Annotated in this window: 24 protein-coding genes and 2 pseudogenes; 9 read left to right on the forward strand and 17 right to left on the reverse strand. The window is 65.5% G+C overall.

All coding sequences use genetic code 11. The annotated features are described in order from the left end of the window. Positions 1-52 precede the first annotated feature (52 nt). Both VJV41_RS04535 and VJV41_RS04540 read right to left on the reverse strand, forming a co-directional pair. Positions 53-2,512, reverse strand: a complete 2,460-nt coding sequence (locus VJV41_RS04535) for an FAD-dependent oxidoreductase (protein WP_325331540.1) — start codon at positions 2,510-2,512, stop codon at positions 53-55. A gap of 13 nt (positions 2,513-2,525) precedes the next feature. Then, entirely contained in the window at positions 2,526-3,449 is a 924-nt protein-coding gene (locus VJV41_RS04540; RefSeq protein ID WP_325331542.1) for a choline/ethanolamine kinase family protein, read from the reverse strand. A gap of 46 nt (positions 3,450-3,495) precedes the next feature. Here VJV41_RS04540 and VJV41_RS04545 point away from each other — a divergent pair, with 46 nt between their 5' ends. Beyond that, positions 3,496-4,233 carry an HAD family phosphatase gene (locus VJV41_RS04545; protein WP_325331545.1) on the forward strand — a complete coding sequence of 246 codons (738 nt, stop codon included), beginning with the start codon at positions 3,496-3,498 and terminating at the stop codon, positions 4,231-4,233. Here VJV41_RS04545 and VJV41_RS04550 read toward each other — a convergent pair. Both VJV41_RS04550 and VJV41_RS04555 read right to left on the reverse strand, forming a co-directional pair. Further along, positions 4,184-4,972 (reverse strand): GntR family transcriptional regulator, encoded by a 789-nt coding sequence (locus VJV41_RS04550; protein ID WP_325331547.1) that lies wholly within the window; start codon positions 4,970-4,972, stop codon positions 4,184-4,186. The two genes, VJV41_RS04545 and VJV41_RS04550, sit on opposite strands and share 50 nt — an antisense overlap. A 23-nt stretch (positions 4,973-4,995) precedes the next feature. After that, entirely contained in the window at positions 4,996-5,325 is a 330-nt protein-coding gene (locus VJV41_RS04555; RefSeq protein ID WP_325331549.1) for a metalloregulator ArsR/SmtB family transcription factor, read from the reverse strand. A gap of 67 nt (positions 5,326-5,392) precedes the next feature. Here VJV41_RS04555 and VJV41_RS04560 point away from each other — a divergent pair. Then, positions 5,393-5,547, forward strand: a pseudogene (locus VJV41_RS04560) (glucosamine-6-phosphate deaminase); the annotation flags it as partial. A gap of 2 nt (positions 5,548-5,549) precedes the next feature. Here the strand turns inward: VJV41_RS04560 and VJV41_RS04565 are convergent. From VJV41_RS04565 to VJV41_RS04590, 6 genes are all read right to left on the reverse strand, one after another. Then, positions 5,550-5,918, reverse strand: coding sequence for an STAS/SEC14 domain-containing protein (locus VJV41_RS04565; protein ID WP_325331551.1), 369 nt, complete (start codon positions 5,916-5,918; stop codon positions 5,550-5,552). A 53-nt stretch (positions 5,919-5,971) separates the two neighbouring features. Further along, entirely contained in the window at positions 5,972-6,721 is a 750-nt protein-coding gene (locus VJV41_RS04570; protein ID WP_325331553.1) for a FadR/GntR family transcriptional regulator, read from the reverse strand. Between the two features lie 3 nt (positions 6,722-6,724). Further along, on the reverse strand, positions 6,725-7,501 hold the full coding sequence (locus tag VJV41_RS04575) for a 3-oxoacyl-ACP reductase (protein WP_325331790.1): 777 nt from the start codon (positions 7,499-7,501) through the stop codon (positions 6,725-6,727). After that, positions 7,498-8,862 carry an aldehyde dehydrogenase family protein gene (locus tag VJV41_RS04580; RefSeq protein WP_325331555.1) on the reverse strand — a complete coding sequence of 455 codons (1,365 nt, stop codon included), beginning with the start codon at positions 8,860-8,862 and terminating at the stop codon, positions 7,498-7,500. Before VJV41_RS04580 ends, VJV41_RS04575 begins: the two co-directional genes overlap by 4 nt. Next, positions 8,859-9,587 carry a gamma-glutamyl-gamma-aminobutyrate hydrolase family protein gene (locus VJV41_RS04585; protein ID WP_325331792.1) on the reverse strand — a complete coding sequence of 243 codons (729 nt, stop codon included), beginning with the start codon at positions 9,585-9,587 and terminating at the stop codon, positions 8,859-8,861. The genes VJV41_RS04580 and VJV41_RS04585 overlap by 4 nt, the downstream gene beginning before the upstream one ends. A gap of 85 nt (positions 9,588-9,672) precedes the next feature. Further along, positions 9,673-11,040: a glutamine synthetase family protein gene (locus tag VJV41_RS04590; protein ID WP_325331557.1), complete on the reverse strand. Its 1,368-nt coding sequence runs from the start codon at positions 11,038-11,040 to the stop codon at positions 9,673-9,675. A 188-nt stretch (positions 11,041-11,228) separates the two neighbouring features. Here VJV41_RS04590 and VJV41_RS04595 point away from each other — a divergent pair, with 188 nt between their 5' ends. The 3 genes from VJV41_RS04595 to ngg are packed head-to-tail and all read left to right on the forward strand — an operon-like array spanning position 11,229 to position 16,434. Beyond that, positions 11,229-12,818, forward strand: coding sequence for an amino acid permease (locus VJV41_RS04595; protein ID WP_325331559.1), 1,590 nt, complete (start codon positions 11,229-11,231; stop codon positions 12,816-12,818). A gap of 44 nt (positions 12,819-12,862) precedes the next feature. Continuing rightward, positions 12,863-14,668: an N-acetylglutaminylglutamine amidotransferase gene (locus VJV41_RS04600; protein WP_325331562.1), complete on the forward strand. Its 1,806-nt coding sequence runs from the start codon at positions 12,863-12,865 to the stop codon at positions 14,666-14,668. Next, on the forward strand, positions 14,665-16,434 hold the full coding sequence (gene ngg, locus VJV41_RS04605) for an N-acetylglutaminylglutamine synthetase (protein WP_325331564.1): 1,770 nt from the start codon (positions 14,665-14,667) through the stop codon (positions 16,432-16,434). Before VJV41_RS04600 ends, ngg begins: the two co-directional genes overlap by 4 nt. Positions 16,435-16,437: 3 nt before the next feature. Here ngg and VJV41_RS04610 read toward each other — a convergent pair whose 3' ends face one another. From VJV41_RS04610 to map, 5 genes are all read right to left on the reverse strand, one after another. Next, positions 16,438-17,001: an alpha/beta hydrolase gene (locus VJV41_RS04610; RefSeq protein WP_325331566.1), complete on the reverse strand. Its 564-nt coding sequence runs from the start codon at positions 16,999-17,001 to the stop codon at positions 16,438-16,440. Between the two features lie 65 nt (positions 17,002-17,066). Continuing rightward, positions 17,067-17,738, reverse strand: coding sequence for a hypothetical protein (locus VJV41_RS04615; RefSeq protein WP_325331568.1), 672 nt, complete (start codon positions 17,736-17,738; stop codon positions 17,067-17,069). A gap of 32 nt (positions 17,739-17,770) precedes the next feature. After that, positions 17,771-18,763 (reverse strand): class I mannose-6-phosphate isomerase, encoded by a 993-nt coding sequence (locus tag VJV41_RS04620; protein WP_325331570.1) that lies wholly within the window; start codon positions 18,761-18,763, stop codon positions 17,771-17,773. Between the two features lie 371 nt (positions 18,764-19,134). After that, on the reverse strand, positions 19,135-20,649 hold the full coding sequence (locus VJV41_RS04625; protein WP_325331572.1) for a cobyric acid synthase: 1,515 nt from the start codon (positions 20,647-20,649) through the stop codon (positions 19,135-19,137). A 46-nt stretch (positions 20,650-20,695) separates the two neighbouring features. Then, positions 20,696-21,553 carry a type I methionyl aminopeptidase gene (gene map / locus VJV41_RS04630; RefSeq protein WP_325331574.1) on the reverse strand — a complete coding sequence of 286 codons (858 nt, stop codon included), beginning with the start codon at positions 21,551-21,553 and terminating at the stop codon, positions 20,696-20,698. Between the two features lie 85 nt (positions 21,554-21,638). Between map and VJV41_RS04635 the strand changes: the two are divergent. Further along, a pseudogene (locus VJV41_RS04635) lies at positions 21,639-21,826 on the forward strand (phenylacetic acid degradation protein); the annotation flags it as partial. Positions 21,827-21,997: 171 nt separating this feature from the next. Further along, a complete protein-coding gene (locus VJV41_RS04640) occupies positions 21,998-22,444 on the forward strand; it encodes a nuclear transport factor 2 family protein (protein ID WP_325331576.1) in 447 nt (148 codons plus the stop codon). Here VJV41_RS04640 and VJV41_RS04645 read toward each other — a convergent pair whose 3' ends face one another. Further along, on the reverse strand, positions 22,445-23,047 hold the full coding sequence (locus VJV41_RS04645; RefSeq protein ID WP_325331578.1) for a TetR family transcriptional regulator: 603 nt from the start codon (positions 23,045-23,047) through the stop codon (positions 22,445-22,447). Here VJV41_RS04645 and VJV41_RS04650 point away from each other — a divergent pair. Then, positions 23,046-24,161, forward strand: coding sequence for a hypothetical protein (locus VJV41_RS04650; protein ID WP_414684880.1), 1,116 nt, complete (start codon positions 23,046-23,048; stop codon positions 24,159-24,161). The two genes, VJV41_RS04645 and VJV41_RS04650, sit on opposite strands and share 2 nt — an antisense overlap. Further along, positions 24,158-25,321: a sulfotransferase gene (locus VJV41_RS04655; RefSeq protein ID WP_325331580.1), complete on the forward strand. Its 1,164-nt coding sequence runs from the start codon at positions 24,158-24,160 to the stop codon at positions 25,319-25,321. Before VJV41_RS04650 ends, VJV41_RS04655 begins: the two co-directional genes overlap by 4 nt. On the opposite strand, the gene VJV41_RS04660 is transcribed toward VJV41_RS04655, so the two are convergent. After that, positions 25,314-25,898, reverse strand: coding sequence for a DUF1707 domain-containing protein (locus VJV41_RS04660; protein WP_325331582.1), 585 nt, complete (start codon positions 25,896-25,898; stop codon positions 25,314-25,316). The genes VJV41_RS04655 and VJV41_RS04660 overlap by 8 nt on opposite strands. Positions 25,899-25,910: the final 12 nt, after the last annotated feature.

The raw sequence follows: 25,910 nt of genomic DNA on the forward strand, positions 1-25,910 counted from the left end.
CGTTTCATCTGTCTAGATGAACAGATGTTCATGTGTGTCGTTCGTCCTACCGCTACGGGCGGATTCTCTCGTTTGTCGGGTCGTAGAGCGGCTTAAGGGCCACCGAGACCGGGTATAGCTGCCCGCCCACGTTCACCTCGTAGCTGCCGGTATTCACCCAATCGGCGCCAATCACCGCGTTGTCGGTGGCCCGCACGTAGGCCAGCCCGACGCAGGAGCCGGTCGTCTCGCCCCAGGCCGCCGAGGTCACCTGACCCGCGACGGCGCCGTCGCGCAGGATCAGCTCGCCTCCCCACAGCATCGCCTCATGTGAACCGACCGTGAATCCGACGAGCTTCTTGCGTGGTCCTTCCGCCTTGGCCTTTTCGACCGCCTCACGGCCGAGGAAGCCGATATCGGTTTTCAGCTTGCACGCGAACAGCAATCCGGCTTCGACTGGGTTCTCGCTCGGCGTCAGCTCCCGGCCGAAGGCGCGGTAGCCCTTCTCAAGTCGCAGCGACTCGATCGCGTAGTAGCCGCCGCGACCGACACCGAACTGCACGCCGGCGTTCATCAGGTCCTCGTAGACGCCGACGGCGAACTCAGCGGGAACGTAGAGTTCCCAGCCTAATTCGCCCACGTACGTGATCCGCGTCGCGCGCACGGTCGCGTAACCGAGCGAGATCTGCTGGCTCGTCGAGAACGGGAACGCTGCGTCGGAGAGATCCGCCGAGGTCAACATGCCCAGCAGCTCCCGCGACTTGGGCCCCATCACGCCGAATACCGCGTAGGCCGATGTCACGTCGACCAGCGTGGCGTGTGCACCGGCGGGAAGGTTCTTGCCGATGTGGTCCTTGTCGCGTTCCGCGGTGGCCGCACTGCTGACGATCAGGAACTCCTCGGGGCCGGTGCGGGTTACCGTCACATCGGACTCGTAAGTGCCGCGCTCGTTGAGCATTCCGGTGTAGACCGACTTCCCGACCTCGACGCCGACGTCGGCGGTGCACAGCCACTGCAGCGCCGCCTCGGCGTCGCGACCGACGAGCAGGTACTTCGAGAACGAGGTTTGGTCGAACAGAGTGACGTTTGTTCGCGCGTTGATCTGCTCGGCGGCCGACCACTCAAGCCAGTTCGGCTTACCCCAGGTGTATTCGATCGTCGGATCTGCACCGTCGGGTGCGAAGAAGTTCGCGCGCTCCCAGCCCATCTTGCTGCCGAAGTTGGCACCCGCCGCCTCCAGCAGGTGGTGCACCGGCGAACGGCGGAATGGCCGCGCGGTCGTCATTTCCCGATTGGGCCAAGGGATTTCGTAGTGAATGCCGAGTACTTCGGCTACCCGGTCTCGCAGCCAACGGTTGTTGCCGTTGAATGGCGCGAAGCGGCGGATGTCGACTCCGGTCAGGTCGCTGGTCGCCGCTCCGTTGACGATCCATTCGGCCAGTGCGCGTCCGGCTCCCCCAGCGGTGGCGATGCCGACGGAGTTGAATCCGGCGCCGACGAAGAAGTTCGCGAGTTCGGGCGCCTCGCCGAGGATGAATTGATTGTCGGGCGTGAAGCTTTCCGGCCCGTTGTAGAACTTCTTGATGCCGGTCACCTCGAGCGCGGGAATTCGGAGGAGGGCATTGTTCATCAGGATCTCGAAGTGTTCCCAGTCCTCCTCGAGAAGCTGGAATTCGAACGGGTAGGGAATCTTGTCCGGCGCCACCCACGGTTTGGCTTCCGGCTCGAACCCGCCGATTACCAGGCCGCCGACCTCCTCCTTGAAGTACGTGTAGCCGTCGGGGTCCCGCAGAATCGGAAGGTCGGGGTGCACACCGTCGATGGCTTCGCTGACGACGTAGAAGTGCTCGGCCGAGTGCAGCGGGACGTTGACCCCCGCCATCGCGCCCACGTGTTTGGCCCACTGCCCAGCACAGTTGACGACAATCTCGGCTTCGATGTCGCCGGCATCTGTTCGTACACCGCTAACCCGACCGGCATTGGCCGAAATACCAAGCACGTGAACCTTTTCGATGATCTTGGCGCCGCGCATCCGCGCGCCCTTGGCGAGCGCAAGCGTCAGATCGGTCGGGTTTGCCTTGCCGTCACCCGGCAGCCAGATCGCGCCGACCAGATCGTCGACGCGCATCACGGGGTAGTGCTCGAACGCCTGCTCCGGTGTCAGCAGCTCACATTCCATGTTGAACGCGGCGGCATTGGCGGCCGTGCGGCGCAGCTGGATCATTCGGTCCTCGGTCCGCGCGACCGTCACTCCCCCACACTGCTTATATCCGGCGGACAGCCCGACCTCGCCTTCAAGTTCGGCATACAGTTGCGTCGAGTACTGCACAAGGCGGGTCGCACTTTCTGAGGCCCGTAATTGCCCGACGAGCCCAGCCGCGTGCCACGTTGTCCCGCAGGACAACTGGCCCTGTTCGAGCAGTACGACGTCGGTGAAGCCGAACTTGGTCAGGTGGTAGGCGACGCTCGTGCCTATGACACCGCCGCCGATGATCACGACGTGGGCGCGGTCCGGAAGCGGTTTGGTGGCCACTGAATGTCCTTGTCTAGTCGGTGGCATATACGTCGTCGAGCAGCCGGGCGACGTGCGGGCTCTTGAATTCGGCGATGGCGGCCTCATACCGTTCCATCGCCCACGCCCAGAAATCGAACTCCAGTGGGCTGGAAGCACTCTGGATGCAACCCCACAGGGTCCACCCGTACTTGGCGACGATGCCTTGAAGGTGGGCTCTGGCGATCTTGTGGCGCAGCGGGCGACCGTAGTAGCTAGTCACCAGTTCTTTCAGTTGCTCAGTGGACAGACCGCATTCACTCCATATGTTGCCGAGTTCAAAGCATGGATCGTTGTTGCCGGAGTACTCGTAGTCGATGATCCAGACCCGCTCACCGTCTTCGATGAAGTTATTTGCCAGCAGGTCGTTGTTGCACGGCACCGTGGTCTGGTCGGTGGCGGTCAGCGCCTTTCCGATCTGGGCGAATATGTCGGCGTAGTCGAGGTAGTCGCGCGGAATCGTGAAGCCGTTGCCCTGAGCCGTCTTGAGGTATGCGGGCTGGCGTTCGAACATGTCGAAGCGCCCACGGAAACGCGGTCCGGAGTGCAACGCCCGGCATCCTGCGGCCACCTTGGCGATGAGCCCAGGCCGCTGAAAGTCGTCGTTGCACAACGTCTTTCCGTTGAGGTAGCCCAGCAACAAGAGGCCGAGGTCGGGGCGGTAGTCGATCACCGGCGCGCCGACGCCTGCCTGTTCGGCGGCTTTGGTGTTGTAGAACTCCGCGTCGCGGTCGATGCCCAGGAAGTTGCGGCTGGTGTCGATGCAGCGGGCGACGTAGACCGCGCCGGGTGTGGTGACCTTGACATTGCGATTGGTCAAGCCGCCGGACAGTTCCTCCAGCTGCCGCGGCCGACCGGCTAGCAGCGGGACTTCGTCCAGCAGCGCATTGAGCTCGGCGTCGGTCGGAAGATTCGACATCGAGTTCACTGTAAACGGGTAACCGCTAAAGGTCTAGACTATTGCCGTGCTCGCCCGCGATGTGATCGAGGCATGGTTACGCAGTGATCAGCCTGCCGTCATCTTCGATTTCAACGGCACCCTGTCCGACGACGAGCCCATTCTTTTCGAGATCTTCCGGGAGCTCTTCCTGACACACCTCGGCTGGAACATGACGCGCGAGGACTACTGCGAGGAGCTGCTGGGCCATAGTGATCGCGAGATCATCGAGCGCGCAATCTCACGGCATGGACGCGGGACCGAGAAGGAGGTCACCGAGCTGCTCCGGCTGCGCCAAGGCGTGTACAAGCAACGCGTAGCCGACAAGTCGCCGATCACCGACGCCACCGTCGAATTGGTGAAGCTACTGGCGGACAACGATATTCCCGTCGCCATTGTCACCGGAGCCCAGCGCGACGACGTCCTGGCGGTATTGGAGGCCAGCCCGATCGGCGAGCTGTTCGGCATCGTGATCACCGAAGAGGATGTCAGCAACGGCAAGCCGCACCCAGAGGGCTTTCTCACCGCGGCGCGGTTGTTACGGCGCCGGCCCGACGATGTGCTCGTCTTTGAGGACTCTGTGCCGGGCGTGCGCGCCGCACTGACCGCCGGCATGCGCTGTATCGCCGTCGGCGCTCCGGAGCCCGGCGGGGAGCTCGGCACCACCGCGTCGGCGATCGTGCCCGAACTCTCGACCCGACTTGTGCAGGACGAGCTCAGGGGCTGGCGTCGCGCGCGGGCGCCGGACCGTCCGCCCTCGACTTGATGCGGATCCGTGCGCGATCGGAGCGGTGGTAGTCACGCGAGAATTCCACGGCCAGGCCGCTTTCGGTGTAGGACGTCCGCGTGATCAGAAGCAACGGACTGCCCGGCTCCACGCCGAGGGTCTCGGCCACCTCCGTGGTGGCGACGGTCGCCTCGATCTCTTCGTCGGCGAAAAAGGGCGATGCGTCGTACTCCCCCATGAGCGCGTACAGCGAGCCGGTCAGGTTCGCGCTGCGCAGTCCCGGGAAGATCGCCGCCGGCAGATATGCCTCTTCCAGCACGATCGGCTCACCGTTGGCGGACCGGGCGCGGAGGATCTCGTGGACCTGATCGCCGCGTTTGAGGCCGAGCGCGTCGCGAACGTCGGGAGCGGGGCGATGCGTCGTCGCTCTCAGGACCTCGGCGCCGGCCTCGACATGGATCCTGCGCATCTGCTCGGTGAAACCCGGCAAGCTGGCGTGGTCGAAGTCGAACCGAGGCGCCGCCACGAAGTTCCCGCCGAAACGCCCCCGCCGGCGGTCGATGAGGCCCTTGGCTTCGATCGAGCTCAGGGCTTGGCGCAACGTCATCCGGCTCACACCTAGCGCGTTGGCGATCTCGACCTCGGACGGCAGTTTGTCGCCGGGCGCCAATGTGCGGGACACGATGAGCCGCTCGATCCAACTGCCGATGCGCGTGTGGGCGGGCAGATCTCCTGCGGCAGCCAGGTCAGGACGATCCGCGAGTAGCGGATCATCCATAGTCAACACGCGAGGCGCGTTCATCAGCCGTGCCGCGCACCGATCCAGTGCAGTAGGTCATGCACGATTTCATCTTCGAGGCGATAGCTGACGAGCCTGCCCACCCGCGTCGAACTGACCCAGCCCTGCTGCCTCAACACGCGCAGCGCCTGCGAGACCGCGTTCTCTGATCGGCCGAGCGCCGTCGCCAGGTCGCCGACGCAGATCCCAGGCGCGCGGTGCAGGACCAGCAGTATCTCCAGCCGGTTGGGATCGGAGAGCAAATCGAAGCGCTGAGTCCAGCCAGTCGTGTCGACATCGGCCAACGCCGACGTCGCGCGCTTGACCTGCGTCTGGTTGCCGGGCTGCGCCACACCTCGAATTTAGTCCAGGAAGCCGTGAACAGGGCCGAAGCGCCGCGCTTGGTCGCTACGGCCTTTCGATGAAGGTCCGCTCACCGCAAGCTGCCCGCCTCGGTCCTCCAACTCCATCCGCATGCCACGGTCGTCGTCGACGAAGCGGCGGCCGCTCAGCTCAAGAATGCCGACTTCTATCGGTATGCGCTGAAATACAAACCGCCTCAACAGAAGTACTGACCTCAGCCGGCAGCCCACTCTTTGGCGCGCTCGAGTTCGTCAAGGCCGAACAGGGCGAGCTCGCCGGGCACCATCCACCCCAGCGCATGTAGCGTTCGGGCGACCCATTCCTTGTCGGACACCACCGCGATTCGCTTGAAGGCCGAATGATGCTGGACGAGAGCACCGAGGCCCAGCTTCAGGTCCTCGACCAAGCCGCCGGGGCCGAAGCCTTCGTAATCGGACGCGATGACTTCCACGATCCTGATCTCGCCTGTTTTGAGCAGCTCGTCCATCGCGGGCTTGAACTCGCGCAGGTCGTCACCAAGCAGCCGGCCCGACACCCGGATGCCGGTCACTCCCTCCGGCATGTCTGGCAATACTTCGATCATCTGATCCTCCTTCCTCGTATCCAACGACGTATCCAACGACGCCGATCTGTCCTTCAGTCCAGGAAGCCGTGCAGCAGCGCGGCCGATCCCGCGACATGCGCCAGCATCGCCGTCGCGGCGCCCTCACCGTCGCCGGCAAGGATCGCCAAGACGATCGCCTCGTGTTGCTCATCGGAATGCGCGATGTTGCGCGGCAGCAACGGAATCTGATCCAGCAGGCCGTTGAGTCGCATCCGGTTCTCCGCCACCAACGGCACCAGCGACGGTGATCCTGCAGCCTCCGCGATCGCCAGGTGCAGCCGCGAGTCCAGCCGCCGGTAGTCGTCGGGTACCGCACCGCGGACGTCCGCCAGCCGCGACCACAGCATCTCGCGCTCCGCTGCGGTCAGCGTGCGGTTTGCGGCCATCCGCGCCGCACCGACCTCGAGAATCTCCCGCAGCCGCAGCCCGTCGTCGATCTCTGCACGCGTCACACCCGAGCTGTCGCCGGTGTGCCGCGGCAGTTCGTCGGCCAGGAACGTGCCGCCGTACCGGCCCCGTCGCGACACCAGATATCCGGCGTCGGCAAGTGATTTGATCGCCTCCCGCACGGTGTCGCGGCTGACGCCGAGCCTTGAGGCGAGTTCACGTTCGGGCGGGAGGGACTCGCCCGGCTGCAGCACACCGAGCCGGATTGTCTGCAGCAGCCGCTCGACGGTGTCCTCGAACGCATTCCCGGGGCGCACCGGGCGCAGCAGTGCTTCGGCCGCCGCCTTTGCGCCGAATCCTGCCTGAGCCAGTGGGACGTCCGGGTCGGCAGACATGGTCTACATCGGGGTTACGTAGTGGCCGCTGATGCCGCCGTCGACGAGGAAGGTCGAGCCGGTGATGAACGACGCGTCGTCGCTGGCCAAGAACGCCACCGCGGCCGCCAGTTCCTCGGGCTCGGCGAACCTGCCCATTGGCACGTGCACCAGTCGCCGAGCCGCGCGCTCCGGATCCTTGGCGAAAAGCTCTTGCAACAGCGGCGTGTTCACCGGCCCTGGGCACAGCGCGTTGACGCGGATCCCGCTGCGCGCGTACTGGATTCCGAGCTCTCGCGACATCGCCAGCACGCCGCCCTTCGACGCGGTGTAGGAGATCTGCGACGTCGCCGAGCCCATCACCGCGACGAACGAGGCGGTGTTGACGATCGAGCCTTTCTTCGCCGGCACCATGTGCCGCAGCGCTGCCCGGCATGACAGGTATACCGATTTGAGGTTGATGTCCTGGACCTTCTGCCACGCGGGCAGTTCGGTGGTCTCGATGACGTCGTCGTCGGGTGGGGAGATACCGGCGTTGTTGAACGCGATGTCGACCGTCCCGTAGGTGTCGGCCGCGGTGTCGAAGAGGTTGTCGACGGCGGCTTCGTCTGAAACGTCCACGGGCACAAACAGTCCGTCGAGTTCATCGGCGGCGGCCTTGCCCGCCGTCGGATCGATGTCGCCGACGACGATCGTCGCGCCCTCGGCGTGCATGCGCCGTCCGGTGGCCAGTCCGATTCCTCCGGCGCCGCCGGTGATCACCGCGACCTTGCCGGCGAGTCGTTGCGTCAAATCCATCAGGCTTCTCCGATCGCGAAAAAGACGTTCTTGGTTTCTGTGAAGGACAGCGGCGCGTCGGGACCGAGCTCGCGGCCCAGCCCCGACTGTTTGAACCCGCCGAACGGTGTGTTGTAACGCACCGACGAGTGCGAGTTCACCGAGAGGTTGCCGGATTCCACGGCACGCGAAACGCGTAACGCCCGCGACAGGTTGTCGGTCCAGATCGATCCGGATAGGCCGTATGGCGTGTCGTTGGCGACCGCGATGGCATCGGCCTCGTCGTCGAACGGCAGCACCGTGACCACTGGCCCGAAGATCTCCTCGGCGACGGTGCGATCGCTGCGCTGCGGGGTCAGCACGGTCGGCGGGAACCAGTAGCCGGGCCCCGATGGCGCATCTCCGCGGAACGCGACGGGCGCATCGTCAGGCACATAGGACGCGACGGTGTTCCAGTGTGTCTTGCTCACCAGCGGTCCCATCTCGGTGTCCTTGGAGCGGGGATCACCGACGACCACACCCTTGACGGCGGGCTCCAGCAATTCCATGAACCTGTCATAGACGCTGCGCTGCACCAGGATTCGGCTGCGGGCGCAGCAGTCCTGACCGGCGTTGTCAAAGACCCCGTAGGGTGCGGTCGCCGCAGCCTTTTCCAGGTCGCAGTCATCGAACACGATGTTGGCGCTCTTGCCGCCGAGTTCGAGGGTGACCCGTTTGACCTGTGCGGCCGCTCCGGCCATCACCCTTGTTCCGACTTCCGTCGATCCGGTGAACACGATCTTGCGGACATCAGGGTGGCTGACGAAGCGCTCCCCCACCACCGAACCTTTGCCCGGCAGCACACTGAAGAGGTCAGCGGGGATGCCGGCCTCGACGGCGAGCTCGCCGAGCCGGATCGTGGTCATCGGCGTCCACTCCGCCGGCTTGACCAGCACGGCGTTTCCGGCGGCCAACGCGGGCGCGAATCCCCACGCGGCGATCGTCATCGGGAAGTTCCACGGGGTGATCACGCCGACTACGCCGAGCGGCTCGTTGAACGTGACGTCCAGTCCACCTGCCACCGGAATCTGCTTGCCCGACAAGCGTTCCGGAGTGGCGGAGTAGAACTGAAGGACGTCGCGGACGTGTCCGGCCTCCCACGTCGCGTTGCCGATCGGGTGCCCGGAGTTGGCGACCTCCAGCTGCGCCAATTCGTCGACATGTGCGTCGACGACTGCGGCGAAAGACCGCAACGCGGCCGCCCGCTCGGCCGGCGCCAATCCAGCCCACTCACGTTGCGCCACCTTGGCGCGCGCTACCGCGTCGTCGACTCCCGCCTCATCGGTGTGCTCGACCGTGCGCAGCACTTCCTCGGTGGCGGGATTGATGACGTCACTGGTGGTCAAGCGTCTATCCTTTCTTTCGCATACGCGGCCGCGGCCTCCACGACGGCGGCGAATAGCCTCAAATCATCCAGCCGCTCCTCGGGATGCCACTGCACCGCCAATACGAAGTGCTCCCCGGGGATTTCGACCGCCTCGATCACGCCGTCGGAATCCGAGGCGCTCACGATCAGGCCGTCACCGAGGCGGTCGATCGCCTGGTGGTGATAACACTGCGCATCAGAGGATTCGCCGATCAACGCCGCGAGCCTCGTGCCGGGCACGGTACGCACGGCGGACGTCGCGAACACGGCGTTGCCTTGCTGGTGATGGGTGTGGCCGATCACGTCCGGTAGATGCTGGTGCAGTGTGCCCCCGAGGGCGACGTTGATCACCTGGGCGCCGCGGCAGATCCCAAGCACCGGCATGCCGCGCCGGATAGCACCGTTGACCAACGCGAACTCGAAGGCGTCACGCTGACGGTTGTCCGCGATGGCTTCGTCGGTCGCCGGATGCGGATGTTGCCCATAGCTTGCCGGGTCGACATCGCGCCCGCCGGTGATGATCAGACCGTCCAGTCCGTCAAGCACTCGAGAGGCGATGTCGTCGTCGACGGGTTGGGGCGGAAGCAGCGACGCGATCCCCCCGGCCAGGTTGACCCCTTCGATGTAGATGGCCGGCAAGAAGCTGGCGCGCACATCCCACACCCCGGTCTGCGCCTGCTGCAGATACGTGGTCAGGCCGATCATCGGGCGTGTCTTCTCCACACGAGCAGACGCAAAACTGCCTATTTTGGTGGGATATTGGGCAGTTTTGCGTCTGCTCGCGCTGAAATCAGAGCCGCTCAAAGCCACGCACCCTTTCCCAATCCGTCACAGCAGAGTTGAACGCGGCCAGCTCCACCCGCGCGTTGTTCAGATAGTGCTCGACGACGTCGTCGCCGAACGCCTCCCGCGCCACTTCGGACTTGCCGAACAGCGCCGCCGCGTCGGCCAGCGTGGTGGGCAGGCGTTCCGCGCCACTGGTATAGGCGTTGCCCTCCAAGGCTTCCGGCAGCTCGAGCTCGCGTTCGATGCCGTACAGCCCACCCGCGATCAGCGCCGAAACGGCGAGGTACTGGTTGACGTCGCCGCCGGGTGCGCGGCATTCCATCCGCATGCCGTGCCCGTGCCCGACCACCCGCAGCGCGCAGGTCCGGTTGTCCATTCCCCATGCGATCGCCGTCGGCGCGAAGCTGCCCTCGACAAAGCGCTTGTAAGAGTTGATGTTCGGCGCATAGAACAGCGTCAGCTCGCGCAGCGTCGCCAGCTGACCGGCGATGAAGCTGCGGAACATCGGCGACATGCCCAGCTCGTCGTCGGAATCGGCGAACACCGCGCTGCCGTCGTCGCCCCGCAATGAAATGTGAATATGGCAGCTATTGCCTTCGCGTTCATCGAATTTCGCCATGAACGTCAGGCTCTTGGCGTGCTGGTCGGCGATCTCCTTGGCACCGTTCTTGTAGATCGTGTGGTTGTCGCAGGTGACCCGCGCGTGGTCGTAGCGGAACGCGATCTCCTGCTGCCCGAAGTTGCACTCGCCCTTGACGCCCTCGCAGTACATGCCCGCGCCATCCATGCCCAGCCGGATATCGCGCAGCAGCGGCTCCATCCGCGTCGAGGCGTGCATCGCGTAGTCGACGTTGTAGTCCGTTGCAGCCTTGAGCCCCCGGTAGCCCGCCGCCCATGCGTCACGGAAGCTGTCGTCGAACACCATGAACTCCAGCTCGGTGCCGACGTAGGGCACCAAGCCCCGCTCCGCGAGGCGATCGATCTGGCGGTTCAGGATGCTGCGCGGCGCCTGGGTTACCGGGTTGCCGTCGGTCCAGGACAGGTCGGCCATCACCATCGCGGTGCCGGGCAGCCACGGCGCCAGGCGCAGCGTCGAGAAGTCGGGCGTCATCACCATGTCGCCGTAGCCGGTCTCCCAGCTGGATATCGCGTAGCCGTCGACGGTGTTCATGTCCACGTCGACGGCGAGCAGGTAGTTACAACACTCGGCGCCGTGCGCCGCGACGTCCTCGACGAACAAGCGCGCCGACACCCGCTTGCCGGTCAGCCGCCCCTGCATGTCGCAGAACGCGACGATCACGGTGTCGATGTCACCGGCGCCCACCAGTCGTTCGAGGTCGGCCTGCGGCAGCATGCCTGATGTGGGGGTCATGCGGACCTTCCTCTGCAGGGACAGATGACGTGCAGTCAACCATTGAAATTTGCCGGCGAGGCGTTCACCTAGATATTTGACCAAACTGTCACGTTCAAAGGTAGGACACCAGACCAATAGCGATCTATTGTCCCTATGCAGCCACCGCCCGTCCACACAGCGCTGAGAGCCCAGTTAGGAGAGCCGCCATGCCAGAGGGCCACGAACAACTCGAGGACCACGAACTTCACAACGAGGACGAGAAGCACCTCGCCCGTCTGGGCTATGTACAGGAGTTGCAGCGGTCCTGGTCAGGCTTCTCCAACTTTGCGATCTCCTTCTCGATCATCTCGATCCTCGCGGGCTGCTTCACCTCGTTCGGCCTCGGCTGGAACAACGGCGGCCCAGCGGCGATCGCGTGGGGCTGGCCGGTCGTGTCGATCTTCATCCTGATCATTGGCCTGTGTATGTCGGAGCTGGTTTCGGCCTTCCCGACCTCAGGCGGGATCTATTGGTGGGCAAGCAAACTCGGCGGCCCGAAGGCCGGCTATTACACCGGCTGGCTGAACCTGATCGGGCTCATCGCCATCCTGGCATCGGTTGCGTACGGCTGCGCGACGTTCCTGGACCTGACACTGGGCACGTTCAGCGAGACGTGGCTCAACGGCTACAGCCTGACGAGGACCTTCGTGCTGTTCATCGTCATCTTGGCGATTTCAGCACTTGTCAATATCTTCTCGTCCCATCTGCTGGCCATCATCAACAACATCTCGGTGTGGTGGCATGTCGCGGGCGCGGCCGCGGTGATCGTGATCCTGTGGCTGGTTCCTGAGCAGCACGCAAGCTTCAGCGATGTGTTCGCGAAGACCGTCAACAACAGCGGCATGTTCGGCGGCTCCACCTCTGGATTCGGATTCCTGCTGGTCGTGCTGCCGATCTCGGCGATCCTGACCCAGTACACGATCACCGGATACGACGCGTCGGCGCATTTGTCAGAGGAGACGAAGAGCGCGGCGAACGCGGCAGCCAGGGGTATCTGGCAGTCGATCTTCTACTCCGCCATCGGCGGCTGGGTCCTGCTGCTGACCTTCCTGTTCGCCATTCAGAACTCCGACGACGTATCCGCCGGCGGTGGCGCCGTGGTGACGATCTTCAACGAGGCCATGGGCTCTAAATGGGTCGCGCTGGTGCTGTTCATCTCGACCGCGGGTCAGTTCTTCTGCACGACGGCCTGCCAGACCAGCGCCTCGCGCATGCTGTTCGCGTTCAGCCGGGACCGCGCCGTACCGGGCCATCAGCTGTGGTCGAAGGTGAGCTCGAAGAGGGTGCCCGCCAACGGGGTCATCGTGACGGCGGTGATCGCGGCGATCATCACACTGCCAGCGCTGGTCGAGGTCGACATCAACGGCGCACCGGTTCCTGTCGCGTTCTTCGCCGTGGTGTCGATCGGCGTCGTCGGCCTGTACCTGTGCTTCGCGGTCCCGATCTACTACCGCTGGAAGGCCGGCGACTCGTTTCAGCCGGGCAACTGGAACCTGAAGGGCCACCACAAGTGGATGGCGCCCGTGGCGATCATCGAGATTCTCATCACCTCAGTGGTGGCGATGTTCCCGACGTCGTTGGGTGGAATGCCGTGGGACCCGAGCTTTGAGTGGAAGTTCGTCAACTACACACCGCTGCTCGTCGGCGGTGTGCTCCTTCTGCTGTGGATCTACTGGCACGCCTCGGTGAAGAAGTGGTTCACGGGCCCGATCAGGCAGATCGACGAAACGGGTCATGAGTTGGAGGGTGTCTCCTAGGAGCGACTCTCACTTCGCCGCCCCGGCCCGGTAGGGTCGAATGGGTGTGCGGAGCCACCGGGGAGGTGCGGCTCGACGGCCAGACACCGGATGTGACGGCGGTCGCGGCCATGGCCGGGGCGATGGCGCGCAGGGGTCCGGACGGAGCTGGCGTGTGGTCGAGCGGCCGCGTCGCGCTGGGGCATCGCCGCCTGAAGATCATCGACCTCTCCGAGGCGGGTGCTCAGCCGATGATCGATTCCGAGCTCGGCCTGGCGGTCTGCTGGAACGGCTGCATCTACAACTACAAGCAGCTGCGGCGGGAACTGAGCGAGTTCGGTTATCGATTCTTCTCCCACAGCGACACCGAGGTCCTGCTGAAGGCGTACCACCGCTGGGGTGACCAGTTCGTCGACCGCCTCTACGGCATGTTCGCGTTCGCAATCGTCGAGCGCGACAGCGGGCGCGTGCTCCTTGGCCGCGACCGGCTCGGCATCAAACCCCTCTACCTGACCGAAGACCCAAAGCGCATCCGGTTCGCTTCGTCGCTACCGGCGCTGCTGGCTGGCGGCGGAGTCGACACCCGCATCGACCCCGTCGCGCTGCACCATTACCTCACCTTCCACTCCGTCGTCCCGCCGGCGCGAACCATCCTGCGCGGCGTGACGAAGGTGCCGCCCGCCTCGCTCGTCGCGATCGAGCCCGACGGCCGCCGCACCACGACGACCTACTGGGAACCGGACTTCACCCGCCGCAATGATCGCGCCGACTGGTCCGAAAAGGATTGGGAGGAAGCCGTTCTCGCTTCGCTGCGGACGGCCGTGGAACGTCGGCTGGTGGCCGACGTGCCTGTCGGTTGCCTGCTGTCGGGCGGCGTCGACTCCAGCCTCATCGTCGGCCTACTGGCCGAAGCCGGCCAGCACGGCTTGGCCACCTTCTCGATCGGCTTCGAGTCCGTCGGCGGCGTCGAGGGCGACGAGTTCCGGTATTCCGACATCATCGCCCAACGCTTCGACACCGACCATCACCAGATCCGCATCGGCACCGACCGGATGCTGCCCGCGCTCGACGGCGCGATCGCCGCGATGAGCGAGCCGATGGTCAGCCACGACTGCGTCGCCTTCTACTTGCTGTCCCAAGAAGTGGCCAAGCACGTCAAAGTCGTGCAGTCGGGGCAGGGCGCCGACGAGGTCTTCGCCGGATACCACTGGTATCCACCGATGGGCCATCCGGACGCCGCCTCGGTGGAGGGCTCGGTGGCCAGTTACCGCAAGGCGTTCTTCGATCGCGACCAATCCGGGTATTCAGCGCTCGTGTCACCACATCTGGCCACCAGCGACGATCCCAGCGAGCGGTTCGTATCCGACCATTTCGCCCATGCCGAGGCCGAAACCGGCGTCGACCGCGCGTTGCGGCTCGACACCACGGTGATGCTGGTGGACGACCCCGTCAAGCGGGTCGACAACATGACCATGGCGTGGGGCCTCGAGGGCCGGGTGCCGTTCCTCGACCACGAGCTCGTCGAGCTGGCCGCCACCTGTCCACCCGAGCTCAAGACCGCACACCAGGGCAAGGGCGTGCTCAAGCAGGCGGCGCGCAGGGTGATACCGGCCGACGTGATCGACCGTCCCAAGGGTTACTTCCCGGTGCCCGCGCTCACCCATCTCGAAGGGCCCTACCTCGACCTGGTTCGAGACGCGCTGTACGCGCCGGCCGCCAAGGAACGCGGGCTGTTCCGTCCCGAGGCCGTCGACCGGCTGCTCGCCGACCCGAACGGCAGGCTCACCCCACTGCGCGGCAACGAGCTCTGGCAGATCGCGCTATTGGAGCTGTGGCTGCAGCGCCACGGAATCAACGGGGCGGCCGCATGACCGCTCTCGAGCCCAACCAAGGACATTCCGAGGCCATCACGCTCGGCCTGCATGACGCGTCGCCGCCAGACATGGTTGACGCCATGGCTGACGACGTGGTACTCGAAATGGGTTGGGGCAGGCTGATATTCGGCCAGACATTTGCCGATCCGGAGAAACTCGCCGAGGTGCTTCGGCACGAGGGGCCAGGCCGGCGCGACATATGCATGTACGCCCGCGAACCCCAGGTACTGGTAGCCAAGGCACCGGCCGAATTGTTCATCGACCCCAGCCACACCTATCGGTTGCGGTTCGCCGACGACGACGAGCCCGTCGTGTCGCCGAGCGGGTTCACCATCCGCACCCTGGAAAGCGCCACGGATGCGGACGCGATGAACCGCGTCTACGTCCGCTGCGGGATGGTGCCCGGGCCCGTCGACGTCCTGTGGGACAACCACCAACACCGCGAACCGGTCGACTATCTGGTCGCGGTTCGCGACGATGACGGCTCCGTGGTGGGCACCGTCACCGGCGTGGACCACAAGCGGTTGTTCTCCGACCCCGAAGACGGATCGAGCCTGTGGACGCTGGCCGTCGATCCCACCACCAGCCTTCCCGGTGTCGGCGCCGCTTTGACCCGCGCGCTTGCCGACATCTATCGCAATCGTGGCAGGGCCTACATGGACTTGTCCGTCGCACACGACAACGCCGCCGCGATCGCGCTGTACGAGAAACTGGGGTTCCATCGCGTGCCGGTGATGGCGGTCAAGCGCAAGAACGCAATCAACGAACCGCTGTTCACCCACCCGCCGGAGACGGTCGACGACCTCAACCCGTATGCACGAATCATCGCCGACGAAGCGATGCGCCGCGGGATCTGGGTAGAGGTACTGGACGCCGAAGCCGGTGAGATACGGCTCTCACACGGGGGGCGCAGCGTCGTGACCCGAGAGTCGTTGTCGGAGTACACCTCCGCGGTGGCCATGAGCCGATGCGACGACAAACGGTTGACCCGCCGCATCGTGTCGGAGGCCGGAATCGTGGTCGCCAAGGGACGGCTGGCCACCTTCGACGAAGCAGACCACGCCTTCCTCGGCGAGGTGGGTGACGTCGTGGTCAAACCCACTCGCGGGGAGCAGGGCAAGGGCATCACGGTCGGCGTCGACGGCCCCGAAGAGTTGAAAACCGCGCTGGCGCGGGCCCGCGAGCAGCACCCCGAGGTGCTGATCGAGCAGCGAATGACCGGCGATGACCTGCGGTTGGTGGTGATCGACGGCAAAGTCGTCGCCGCCGCGCTGCGCAAGCCCGCCGAAGTGATCGGCACCGGGCATCACACCCTTCGCGAGCTGATCGAGGCGCAGAGCCGGCGACGCGCGGCTGCGACCGGCGGCGAATCGCGAATTCCGCTCGACGAAGTCACCGAAGCGACGGTCGCCGAAGCGGGCTGGTCGTTCGACGATGTGCTGACCGAAGGGCATCGTGTGCGAGTTCGACGCACTGCCAATCTGCATCAGGGCGGCACGATCCACGACGTCACCGCCGAGGTCAACCCGCATCTGTGTGAGGTGGCCGTGGCGGCCGCAGAAGCCATCGGAATCCCGGTCACCGGGATCGACCTGCTGGTGCCGGATGTCACCGGATCCGACTATGTGTTCATCGAGGCCAACGAGAGACCGGGGCTGGCCAACCACGAGCCACAGCCCACCGCAAAGGCTTTCGTCGACTTCCTCTTTCCCGGTAGTCCGGCGCTGCCCCAGGCCTGGACACCCGAGGAGCCGCCGCATTAGCGACTACCAGCTGCTGGTGCGCAGCACGATTTCGGCTGCCAGCTGTGCGGTGGAGTCCGCGGCGTTGCGGCGTCCCAGCAGGTCGACCATCCGGAAGTCGCCATACACGTAGCGCTGGCTGGCCTTGGCGACTGCCCGGGCGGCGGGTGTGCTGACAAGCGCGGTGGTGTTCATCTCCACAGGCGGGCAGTGCTCATCGCGGATCACGCCGGTGAGGTCGGCGACGCACGGATGGCCGCGGTCGATCACCACCAAGCCGATGAACCGGTCCAGCCGGGTGGCGGCGAGTTCCCACGCCAGTTCGCCGCCGTTGCGGTCGCCGACCAGAAGCGCCCATCGCACGTCGAGCGCATCGAGGATCCCGACAACCGACTTCGCCGTCAGGCGGGCGTCGGGGCCGATGACGACGGTCCGTAGCGACGCGGTGTGCAGTCGTTGACAGACGGCGTCATAGGCCGACGGCGCGTGGTGCGCCGCGCCAAGCACCACCACGACGGAACCCTTGTCGGGGCCGGCCACGTCGACCGGCACCGGAAAGCCGTCGACGGTGACCATGGTGGAAGGCATTTGGTCAACCTACAGTGAAATGGCCCACCCGCGGGCCCATTTTCGCGGTGTAGTTGACGCGCAACTCAGGACTGTTGCGCCCGGTCGGCTTGCCGAGCGGCGATGTCCAGAAACGTCTGCGGCAGCGAGGCTTTGACGGTAATGCTGGGATTCGCTGTGGGGAACGCGACTCCGAATACCGCCATCTCGCCCACATTCTCGAACGAGAAGTATGCGCTGCTGTCGACGTTGGCGAGGCGCATTGTCTGCTGGTACACCAACGCGTCCGCACGCGGCGTTTGCAGCCTGGTTGTGGTCATCGGAATGCCCGGCGACGACGGGTCGAAGTACGTCTGAAACTGTGCACAACGCTCCCCGATTGCGGCCAGCCGTGCCAGCTCCAGCCGCGACGTCAACACCGTCATCACGATGCGCGCGCCGTCATACGCGACTACGTACTCGGCGGCGCTGCCAGGACCTCGCTCAGCCGAGTCGGCAATCGCGCGGGTCAGTCCATCCGAGCAGCCCTCCGGTGTCGAGAGCATGGCCGGCGGGCCGCCCGTGCCGTCGGGCTGAGCAGGTGAGCGGATGATGCGGTCGTACTGCACACCGGGCGGGAAGTCATTTGCGGCCAACACCGCCTTGTCCAGGCGGGCGCCCGGCCAGCTCGCGGTGCCGGCGATCGGGTGTGCGCAACCGGTGAGCACGGCAGCGACGAGCAGCGCCAGCAGTGACACCCCCGAGCGCGGCCTGGTCATGCCGTCAGGCTACCGACGCGTCTCCAGTCCGGTCATGCTGCGCCTCGCTTGAGATTTGGCGGCCATGTGGTGCCCGGCCTACAGACGAGTAAGCGCACGTCCCCGTCGACGCGCCAATCCCCGGAGGCGGCTGGGACGACGAGCGTCTGGCCGCGTTTCACATCGACGGGCTCGCTGTGCACGGACGTGAGCGCCCCGGCTCCGGACAAAGCCACGGCGACCGCGAATCCACTGGGCACATCGACACCCGGTGTCAACAATTCCATGCGGAAAAAGGGCGCCGCCTCCTCAGGCAGCACCTCCACGAGGCCGGCGACGTGGGCGCCGGTGCGCCGTGTGAGCGCAGCGATATCGGTTCGCGCTGTCGTCTCGACGACCGACAGCGCCACTTCGCGGGTGAGCCCGAGAAAGACTTCGTCGTCGGACGCCGTAGTGTTGGTGCGCTCCAACAGAATTGACTGGTCGGTCGGCTCCTGCGCCTCGACGAGGAGGATGCCAGCTCCGATCGCGTGCGGGGTACCGCCTGGCACCAACACACCGTCCCCCGGTCGCACTGGCAGCCGGTGCATCAGCGCAAGCATCGCCTCGGCATCCTGCGCCTCCACCAGCTGCGTGAGCCGGTCCTGGCTGACGTCCTCGCGCCACCCGACCCACACCGCGGCGTCATCGTCGGCTTCCAGCACATACCACGCCTCGGTCTTTCCGTACGCGCAGCCCAGATGCTGCGAGGCGAATTCCCGAGTGGGATGCACGTGTACGGGCAGGCGCTGACCGGCGTCCAGGAGTTTCACGAGCACACCGGTGTCGCCTGATTCTCCGTCGTCACGGCCGACCCAGCTGTGGGGGTCGGCGCGAACCGCGTCCCGCAGCAGGGTTCCGTCGGCCAGTTTGGCCGGCCCGAGGCTCGGCGCTCCGAAGCGTGAGACCGTCGCGCCCACCCACTCTTCCGGCGAGCGGTCACCAACCGGTGGCAGACCGCGCCAGGCGGCTAGCGCAGGCCCGCCCGCGTACCAGTGCCGTACCACATTGGGAGGCAGAAGCTGTGGTTGCGCGGTCGTCGTGGCCCCTCCTGTTCCGCACCTGTTATCTCACCTCGACGCTTGTGCCGGACAGTACGCCACATTCGTGGCTACGTCCGGCACCTGATTTCGCACCGGCACCGCCGCATCGCGTGCATGGGCGACGACCGACTGCGGAGCTAAGCCGCACGCTGGCGACGGGCAAGCCGCCGCGCGCAGTGTTCTCCGACAACGCGCGCCGCACCATCGCCGTCGTGGTGTCGCTGCAGACGTTGCGCCGCAAGGACATTGGATTGCCGTGCTTCGGCGACTCCCCGACGGCCGCGGCATTGAAGCATGCCGTCGCCAGAAGGTGCGTGCCGGTCACCGCGACGGCGTCAACCCTGCGGCGTCGTGACGATCGTCGGCCGCTGTGGTGGCCCCTGTTCCAGCAGCGCGAGGATGGCGTCGACGTCGAGATGGGCGGTCAACAGGTCGGCCATCGCGTCCAGTTGCGCATCGCGCCGGGCCGCCACGTCAACATCGTCGGCGACGACGAAACCGTGCCGCCCTGAGGCGGCCGCCGCTTCGGTCAGCCATTGACGACGCACCGCATCGTTGTCGAGAAGTCCGTGCCAATGTGTGCCGTAGACAACGCCGCGCCGAATGCCGACGCCCAGCCAGTCGTCTTCGGTGCTGCGGGCGACCTGGCCATGGTGGATCTCGTAGCCGTGCAGTGGCTCGTCGTGGTGCCGCAGCGTCTTATCGGGCGCGAAGACGATTTCCGCGTCGAGAAGGTTCAGCCCGTCGACCGCGCCCGCCTTTGACTCCACGGCGTCGTCGATGTGGCGGCACAGCATCTGAAATCCACCGCATACTCCGAGCACCGGCTTGTGCTGACCGGCATGCGCGGTGATCGCGTCGGCCAGCCCGCGCTCGCGCAGCCACGCCAGATCGGCGACGGTCGCCTTGCTGCCGGGCAGCACGACGACGTCGCTGTCGGCGAGTTCGGCCGGGTCGACGACCCAGCGCACGATCACGCCGGGCTCACAAGCCAGTGCCTCGATGTCGGTGGAGTTGGAGATCCGCGGCAATCGGCAAGCGGCCACCCGCAACGACTCCCGGCCGCGCGGCGGCTGCGGCTCGCCGACGACATGGTGCGCCAGCACTGATACGGAATCCTCGGTGTCCAGCCACAGGCCGTCGGCGTAGGGAATGACGCCGTAGGTGGGCCTACCGGTCAGCTCTTGCAGCTGTTTCAGGCCGGGCGCCAAAAGGGTGGGGTCGCCGCGGAACTTGTTCACGATGAAGCCTGAGATGAGCTTCTGGTCGTCGGGGCCAAGCACGGCGACGGTCCCGTACAGATGGGCAAGTAGCCCGCCACGATCGATGTCGCCGACGAGAAGGACCGGCAGGTTCGCGGCACGAGCCAAACCCATGTTGGCCAAATCGGTTGCGCGCAGGTTGATCTCGGCGGGCGACCCGGCACCTTCGCAGATGACGGCGTCGAATTCGCTTCGTAGTTGGGATAATTCGTGGGCGACGACGGTGGCCAGCCTGTCACGGTGCGTGATGTAGTCCTTGGCGCTCACAGTGTCCACGACCTGGCCGCGCAGCACCAGCTGTGAGGTGCGATCGCTACCGGGTTTGAGCAGGATCGGGTTGAACCGGATGCTGGGCGCAAGGCCCGCCGCCCGCGCCTGCATGGCCTGCGCCCGGCCGATCTCACCGCCTTCTACAGTGACCGCCGAGTTGTTGGACATGTTCTGCGCCTTGAACGGCGCGACCCGAATGCCCTTGCGGGACAGCAGCCGGCACACCCCCGCGACGACCATCGACTTCCCGGCGTCCGACGTGGTCCCGGCGACCAGCAACGCGCCACTTCCCTGCCGAGCAGACGCAAAAGTCCCCATTTTCACGGCGTGTCGGGTGCTTTTGCGTCTGCTCGCGCTGAAGGTCTCACAGCTGTGTGAGGATTTCGGCGCCGTCGTCGGTGACCACGAGCGTGTGCTCGAACTGGGCGGTCCACCTCTTGTCCTTGGTGGCGACGGTCCAGTCGTCGTCCCAGATCTCGTAATCCAGCGAGCCGAGGTTGATCATCGGCTCGATCGTGAACGTCATGCCTTGTTCGAGAATGGTTTCCACGGCGGGCTGGTCGTAGTGCAGCACCACCAGGCCATTGTGGAACGTGGTGCCGATGCCGTGGCCCGTGAAGTCGCGAACGACGTTGTAGCCGAATCGGTTTGCATACGATTCGATGACGCGGCCGACGATCGAGAGCGCGCGACCCGGCTTGACGGCCTTGATCGCGCGCATCGTCGCCTCGTGGGTGCGCTCGACGAGCAGGCGGTGCTCGTCGGACACGTCGCCGGCCAGGAAGGTGGCGTTGGTGTCGCCGTGCACACCGTCGATGTAGGCGGTGACGTCGATGTTGACGATGTCACCGTCCTCGATCACGGTCGAGTCGGGGATGCCGTGGCAGATGATTTCGTTCAGCGAGGTGCAGCAGGACTTCGGGTAGCCCTTGTAGCCCAGCGTCGACGGGTAGGCACCGTGGTCGACCATGTAGTCGTGGGCGATCCGGTCCAGCTCGTCGGTGGTCACGCCCGGCGCGACGGCTTTGCCCGCTTCGGCCAGTGCGCCTGCGGCGATCCGGCCCGCGACGCGCATCTTCTCGATCACCTCGGGCGTCTGCACCCATGGCTCGCTGCCCTCACGGGCCGTCGCTTTGCCCACGTACTCAGGTCGGGCGATCGACTTGGGCACCGGCAAGGTAGGCGAGACTACGCCGGGACGAAGGGCGGTGCGAACAGGCATGACGCCCAGGATAGCTATGAGAATGGCAGTCTCTGATTTCGAGAATGATGCTATCTTATTAGCTATGCTTAGCGAGTCCACTCCCATGGCGACCCCCCCGGGCCATCTGCTCGGTCAGCTGGGTATGCGGGACGTGGTGGAGACCGACGAACGCCTGATCATCGAGATGGACAATCGGCCCGATCTGACGAATATCGCGGGGCCTTGTAGGGCGGCTTGGTCGCGACGCTGATCGATATCGCCGCCGGACCGCTGGCGGGCCGCCATGTCGGATCGGATCACCGACGAACGTTCCGTACCGCTCGAAAATTTGTCGAATTTTCGAGCGGTACGGAACGTTCGCGGAAGAAAATACGGACGGCCAGACCACAGATTAGGACGCTTCGCAGTTCCATACGCACTCACGGGACGGCAGCATTCAACCTCGCCGATAGATTCTGAACCATGACCATCGACGAGGTTGACGAGCAGTTCGCCGCCCGGTTCGCCGAACAATTCGCCGAGACCTGGAGCACCCCGGACCTGGCCAAGCACGAAGCGATGTGGAGCGACGACATCGTGCTGATCCAACCGATGATGGGCACACTGCGCGGCAGACAAGCGTGCCGGGAGTCGTTCCAGCGGCTCTTCGCTCTGGTGCCCGATCTGCGCGCCGACGTGCACCGCGTCGGACATGGCAAGCACGAGGTGTTCCTTGAATTCACGCTGAGCGGAACGTACGGCGGAAAGCCGATCTCCTGGGATGCCCTCGACCGCTTCACCTTCACCAATGGCCTCATCGCCGAACGGGTTTCGTATTTCGACTCCATACCTCTGATTGGCAAGCTGGCCGCCCGCCCGGCCGGGTGGGATCGGCTCGTTCGCATAGGTTCTCAGCTGTTCCGGCGCTGATCACGCGATCTGCATGGACGCCAACGCCGCCCGCACACGAGCCGGCAGTGAACCGCCGTGGAACAGCCAGTCGTCCAGCGCGATCCGAATCGCGGCCATCGCGAGCGCCCCGATGAGCCGTGGCCGCGGATCCTCGGGTCCGGGATTGCCGAGTCGCGGCGCCACCAGGTCGGCAATTGCGGCCTCATACCGCAGGTAGATCTGTAGCGTCCAGGCACTGAACACAGGTGAGGACCGCGTCAGCGTCGCGAGCTCATGCACCTGGTGGCTGATCCCCTCGAAGCCATCGCCGAGGTTGCCGAACGCCGCGATCACCGCCTCGGCGGCCGACAGGTGATCCGGCTGCCGGGCGATCGCGGCGGTGATCAGGTCCAGCCAATGCGTCGTCATCCCCTCGGCGACGGCGTCTTCCTTCGAACTGAAGTACCGGAAGAAGGTCGCGCGACCGATCACGGCCGCGGCCGCGATCTGCTCGACAGTGGCGCTGGCCAGGCCATTCTCGGCGACCGCTTGGGCCGCAGCCGCGGCGATACGGGCACGGGTGGCCTTCTGTTTGCGCGCCGTCAGGCTTTCGCGCGCATTCTGCCGTGAGACGACGTCCATGGTGAGACTATGTCTCACCGTGGAGAAGATTGGCAACGCTTGGGCGCCGAAGACGCTCGAAGCCTGGCGATTCGTCCAGCTGATGCTGGCCGATCTCACCCAGACCGTGATCGACGACGCCGTCGACGAGCGCGAACTGCTGGAGGGCCTTCGTGCCGTCGCCAAGGTGACCGGCCTGTGCTCGGAACTCTCCGTCCAGGCCGACGCGGAACGTCCCCGCTTCTTCGACATGTGCTCCCCCACCCGCCTGATCGGTGGTCCCAACCCGGACGGCAGATACCTGCTGGCGATGATCCGCGGCGACCGGACGTATCGGGTCACCGGAATCCGTGGCGGCACGGCCTATCTCGGCTTTCAAGTCCTCGCAGGAACGGGCCTGACGCCACGACGGATGGCGGGCTACCTCAGCGATACCGATCTGAAGCTGGTCTCAGGGTTGTTTTCGCTGGTGCTCTCAACGGCTGAACCGCCGGCAGACATTCTTGGCTCGGCGCAATGGATCCCGATCCCCCAGGATGCCGCGTCGATCGTGGTGCGCGAGTACATCGGCGCCCCGGACACCGAGGAACCTGCGACCATGAATATCGAATGCGTCGATGCCGAGCCGCTGACGCCGATAACAGATGCCGAAGCGGCCGAACAATTCACCGCGATGGCGTGGACGATCGTCAAGCTCGCCACCCTGCACCGCACCATCAAGCCCGAACTAATGACTCGGCCCAATATGCTGCTGACCGCCGAGGCGGCCGAATTGGGCAGTGCTGACACCACGCCCGACAACCTGTACATGATCGGCACGTTCGCACTGGACCCCGACGAGTCGCTGGTGCTCGAGTTCAGCCCGCCCGACACGCGTTACTGGAACGTCACGCTGGAGAGCATCTGGCACGAATGCCTCGAGCCACGGCATCGGCACAGCTCTGTCACCAACAAGGCGGTGCGCCCCGACGGCGACGGTCTTGCGCGAATCGCTATCGGCGCCAAGGACTTCGGGCACGGCCATTGGCTCGATACCGGCGGCAGGCGCCGCGGATTCGTCGTGCTGCGATGGCTCGACAACCCCCAAGCACCCGTCGTGCGCAGCTCAGTCCGCCGCGGCGGCCCGAAATCATGACCGCTCAGCGCTTCGAACCGGATCGGCTCGTCGAGCAGGCATGCGAGCTGGCCGGAACCGATGATTTTGGTGACGACGACACCTGGCACGACGGGCTCGCGCGGCTATGCGAGGGCCTGGTCGCCGAGGCCCGACTCAACGACCTGGGCGTCGAGATCGCCGTTCTGGACATCATCCGTCCGCTGACGAATCGGCTGCAGATCGTCAAGTGGCGCAAGGAGAATCCCGCAGTAGCGGCCCGGCCGATTGCCCGGCCGATCTTCATCGTCGGCCAGCCACGCACAGGGACGACGATCCTGTTCGACCTACTCGCGCAGGATCCCGCGCTTCGGCCACCGCTGACGTGGGAAGTCGACAACCCTTTCCCGTTGCCAAGCCTCCAGACCTACGCGACCGACCCGCGGATCGCCCAAACCCAGGCCGGTATCGAGATGTCGGAACAGATCGCCCCGGGCCTGCTGACGTGGCATCCGATGGGAGCAATGGTCGGCCAGGAGTGCGTTCGCATCACCGCGGGTCAGTTCTGCAGCATGATCTTCTCGGTGCAGTACCGGCTGCCGAGCTACTACCGATGGCTGCTGCACGAGGCCGACCATCATCCAGCCTATCGCTATCACCGAATGTTCTTGCAGCACTTGCAGTCTGGCGTGCCCGGCCAATGGCTACTGAAATCGCCGGCACACCTGTGGCAGCTCGACGCGCTGGTGGCCGAGTACCCCGACGCACTGATCGTCCAGACGCACCGGGATCCGCTCAACGTCATTTCGTCGATCAGCGCACTCACCCACCACCTGCGCCACCTGGCGTCCGACGAAAGCTCGAGCATCGAATGCGCGGCGCAGTCATGTGAGGAGATCGTCGTCGGCCTGGATCGCGGTATGAAGTTGCGAGACTCGCTGGCACAGCGGGTGGTTGACGTGCAGTTCGCCGACTTCATTCGCGATCCGTTCGCGACGATCCGGGCGTTATACGCCGAACTCGGCCGCGAGCTCGACCCCGTCGCCGAGCAGAACATGCATGCATTTTTGGCAGCCCATCCCGGCGACGGCGGCGGCAGCCGCTATACGTGGGCGGACACCGGCCTCGACGCCCGGCTGGTGCGGGAGCAGGTCAGGGCTTATCAGGAGCGATACGGGGTGCCCGACGAGCCGCTCAAGTAGCGCGGCCGAACCGGAACGACTTGCGAGGCCCGCGAATGTCGACCGATCCACACACCACCTTGCCCGTCAGGATCACATGCGGCGTGCCCTCGGCCGGCGCGTCCTTGCGGTGGTCGTGCGCACTGCCGACGATGACCTCCACGTCGTCGATCGAGGCGCTGGCCCCGTCTGGCAGCCTCAGATCCAGCCCACCGAACTTCAGGTCGAGCTCGACGACCACCATCGGCCCGGCGAACCGGGCGCGCGTCAAATCCAGGTCGACAGAACCCAATCGCCGGTGCAGAGCCAACCGGGTCGGAACGATCCATTCGCCGTGGCGCTTCAGCGAGCCGAGCACGCCGCGCAGCTCCACCCGGTCGGCGGCCGTGGTGACGATCGCGCCGGGACCCGGTAAATCGCCTACGAGCGCGTCCAGGTCGGCATGCAGCCGGGCACGGGACACCAGCGCCGAGCGTTCCTCGAACTCGTCGATGTCGATCAGCCCCAGCGCGACGGCGTTGTGCAGCCGGCGCAGCGTTCCGTTGCGGTCCGCGTCGGAGATGCGCATCGCCGCAGATTCGTGGTTGATGTCCGTCATAGCCCTCTGCGG

The organism is Mycobacterium sp. (assembly GCF_035274705.1).
Lineage (GTDB): Bacteria > Actinomycetota > Actinomycetes > Mycobacteriales > Mycobacteriaceae > Mycobacterium.